The 3910-nt window shown below is 62.1% G+C and carries 2 protein-coding genes and 1 riboswitch; both genes read left to right on the forward strand.

Going from position 1 to position 3910, the window contains the following annotated elements; translation table 11 throughout:
* Positions 1 to 98 precede the first annotated feature (98 nt).
* Positions 99 to 310, forward strand: a riboswitch (cobalamin riboswitch).
* Between the two features lie 99 nt (positions 311 to 409).
* A complete protein-coding gene (gene cobW / locus ACW9JC_RS29130; RefSeq protein WP_457459363.1) occupies positions 410 to 1480 on the forward strand; it encodes a cobalamin biosynthesis protein CobW in 1071 nt (356 codons plus the stop codon).
* 3 nt (positions 1481 to 1483) lie between these two features.
* A partial coding sequence (cobN, locus tag ACW9JC_RS29135) for a cobaltochelatase subunit CobN (RefSeq protein WP_457459365.1) occupies positions 1484 to 3910 on the forward strand: 2427 nt, incomplete at its 3' end.

Genomic DNA, 3910 nt, shown 5'->3' on the forward strand with positions numbered 1-3910 from the left:
ACTGCCACCGTGGCGCATTGACGCCTCGGCTTGGGCGAGTCCATCCAATTACAGGGGATTGTGTTCCGTTCAGTGATTGACCGGTCACCGAGCGATGCGTAGCCTTGCGCTCTCGAGGTTCTTCGGCGTTTGTCGAAGCTAAGAAGGGAACGCGGTCAATGCCGCGGCTGCCCCCGCAACTGTGAACGGTGATGTTCGCTGCCACGCCACTGCACGCTCAACCCTTGAGCCCGCGGGAAGGCGCAGCAAACGCCAGTCAAGCGACTGGCACACCGTCAGCCAGGAGACCTGCCTCGATACAGATTCTCACTACAACCGGGCGGGGTGATCCGGTGGCGAACGCTTCCGGCGCGCATGTGCGTTGCCGGTACTCGTCCCGTATGCCCGCCACCTTGCCAAAGGGCATCCGATGAAAACACTGGCCAAACTCCCCGTCACCATCGTTACCGGCTTCCTCGGCTCGGGCAAAACCACCTTGCTGCGGCACATGCTCGACAACGCTCAGGGCCGCCGCATCGCGGTGATCGTCAACGAGTTCGGCGAGCTGGGCATCGACGGTGAAATCCTCAAGCAGTGCTCCATCGGTTGCACCGAAGAAGAGGCCATTGGCCGCGTCTATGAACTGGCCAACGGCTGCCTGTGCTGCACCGTCCAGGAAGAATTCTTCCCGGTAATGCGCGAACTGGTCGCCCGTCGTGGCGATCTCGACCACATCTTGATCGAAACATCCGGTTTGGCTCTGCCGAAACCGCTGGTGCAAGCCTTCCAGTGGCCGGAAATCCGCAGTGCCTGCACCGTCGACGCAGTCATCACCGTGGTCGACAGCCCGGCCGTGGCCGCCGGCACTTTCGCCGCGTTCCCGGATCAGGTCGATGCCCAGCGCAAACTTGATCCGAACCTGGACCACGAATCGCCGCTGCACGAACTGTTCGCCGACCAACTGGCCAGCGCCGATCTGGTGATCCTCAACAAGGCCGACCTGATCAGCCCGGAAGACCTGGCCCGCGTGCGCCTGGAAGTCGCTGAAGAATTGCCGCCAGCGGTGAAAGTCATCGAAGCCAGCAGCGGTCGCGTGCCGCTGGACGTACTGATCGGCCTCGGTGCCGGTTCCGAAGAGCACATCGACAGCCGTCACAGTCACCACGATCACCACCACGACGGTGATGACGATCACGATGACCACGATCACGACGCCTTCGATTCGATCTCCATCGAACTGCCGCAAGCCGACGAAAGCCTGCTGATGGATGCGCTGACCCAATTGGTAGTGCAACACGGCATCCTGCGCGTGAAAGGTTTCGCCGCCATCCCGAACAAACCGATGCGCCTGCTGATCCAGGGCGTGGGCACGCGTTTCGACAAACACTTCGACCGTCAGTGGAACGCTGAAGAGTCGCGCGTCACCCGTCTGGTGTTGATCGGCCAGGCACTGGACGCCGCACTGCTCGAAGCGCAATTGCGCGCCGCGCTCAGCGTGTAAACAATGCACCTGCTCAGGACCCAGCCCGGCGGTTTCGTGTCGGATGACAACATCGCCGACCTTGGCCAAACTCCCGCCGAGCTGGTGATCCTGTGCAGCGGCGATTCCAGCCTGGCGCTGCTCGCCGAAGCGGCGCAGCAGTTGCCCGACGATTACCCGAGCGTGCGTCTGGCCAATCCGATGCAGGTGCAGAATCATGCCTCGGTCGATCTCTATGTCGATGAGGTCTTGCGTCACGCCAAGGTCATTCTGATCTCGCTGCACGGCGGCATTGCCTATTGGCGCTATGGCGTCGAGCGGTTGGTGGAGTTGTCGCAGCGGGGTGTGCAACTGATTCTGGTGCCGGGCGATGACCGTCCCGACCCTGAGCTCAGTGACTTGAGCACCGTCGGCTTCGATGATCGCGACCGGCTCTGGCAGTATCTGCGTCAAGGCGGCATGGGCAACGCTCTGGATTTCTTCCGCTGTCTGGCCAACCGTTGGCTGGCGCGGGATTACGTTTGGACCGAGCCGCAAACCCTGCCACGCACGGCGATTTACCATCCCCATAAAAGCCCCGCAACACTGCAGGATTGGCAAGCCGACTGGCAGGTCGATCAACCGGTAGCGGCGGTGCTGTTTTACCGCTCGCACTTGCAGGCGGCGAATACCGGATTCATCGATGTTTTCTGCCAGCGCTTGCAAGCGGCGGGGTTGAACCCGCTGCCGATCGCGGTGGCCAGTTTGAAAGAGCCCGGCTGCCTGTCGGTGGTCGAGGATTGGCTGGATGAAGTCGAGGCCGGGGTGATTCTGAATACCACCGGTTTTGCCCAATCCAGTCCCGAAGCTCCGCATTTGCGACCGTTTCGCCGCAATATTCCGGTGATTCAGGCGATTTGCGCCCAGGATAACGAACCGGGTTGGCGCGCCAGCGAACAAGGCCTCGGCCCGCGTGATCTGGCGATGCACATTGCGCTGCCGGAACTGGACGGGCGGATCATCAGCCGACCGATCAGCTTCAAGGATCTGGCCTGGCGCAGCGAGCGCAGTCAGTCCGATGTGGTCTGTTATCGGCCACAACCGGAGCGCATGGATTTTGTCGCCGAACTGGCGCGGCGCTGGATCGATCTGGCGCGTCTGCCCAACGCGGAAAAGCGTGTGGCGCTGATTCTCGCCAACTATCCGACCCGCGACGGTCGTATCGGCAATGGTGTCGGGCTCGACACGCCGGCGGCGGCGTTGAATATCCTGCGAGCATTGCAGGCCGAAGGTTACCCGTTACCGGCGGACTTGCCGGACAGCGGCACCGCGTTGATCCAGCAACTGCTCGGCGGTGTCAGCAACGATCTGGATACTCTCGACCAGCGTCCGTGCCAGCAGAGTCTGGCAATGGATGAATACCTGACGATGTTCAATGCCTTGCCCGAAGCCAATCGCGCCGCGGTGCTGGAGCGTTGGGGCGCGCCTGAAAGCGACCCGATGTGCCGCAGCGGGCGGATGATGATCGCCGGCTTGAGGTTTGGCCTGACCTTCGTCGGCATTCAACCGGCGCGCGGTTATCAAGTGGACCCGAGCGCGGTGTATCACGACCCGGACCTGGTGCCGCCCCACGGCTATCTGGCGTTTTATTTCTGGCTGCGCAACACCTACGGCGCCCAGGGCGTGATCCATGTTGGCAAGCACGGCAACCTTGAATGGCTGCCGGGCAAAGGTGTTGGGCTGTCGGAGAATTGCTGGCCGGACGCGTTGCTCGGGCCGTTGCCGAACATCTATCCATTCATCGTCAACGATCCGGGCGAGGGCGCCCAGGCCAAGCGCCGCACCCAGGCAGTGATCATCGATCACCTGATGCCGCCGCTGACCCGCGCCGAAACCTACGGCCCGCTGCGCAATCTTGAGCTGCTGGCCGACGAGTATTACGAAGCGCAATTGCTCGATCCGCGCCGCGCCCGGGAGTTGCAGCGCGACATTCTGCAACTGGTGCGCGACACGCACATCGATCGCGAACTGCAACTGGACGAAAAACTCGACAGCGACGCCGATGCGGCGATCTGGTTACCGCGCCTGGACACTTATCTGTGCGATTTGAAAGAGTCGCAGATTCGCGACGGCTTGCATGTGTTTGGTGAGTCGCCGGTCGGTCGCTTGCGCATCGATACCTTGCTTGCGCTGCTGCGTATTCCGCGCGGCGATGGACGCGGGGCGCAATCGAGTTTGCTGCGCGCGTTGGCCAAGGCGTTTGCATTGGGGTTCGATCCGCTGGATTGTGCGTTGGCCGAGCCGTGGACTGGGCCGCGTCCAGACGCCTTGTTGTCGATTAGTGTTGATCCCTGGCGTACCGCAGGCGATACCCGCGAACGCCTTGAGCTGTTCGCCGCACAACTGATCTCGCAGACCCTGAATGACCCCTGTGGGAGCGAGCTTGCTCGCGATGGTGTGTCAGCCGACATC

It is taken from the genome of Pseudomonas sp. SDO5591_S426 (genome assembly GCF_054070755.1).

Bases quoted from the DNA above. Each gene is read 5' to 3' on its own strand.
- cobW (WP_457459363.1), top strand. From the start codon at position 410: ATGAAAACACTGGCCAAACTCCCCGTCACCATCGTTACCGGCTTCCTC.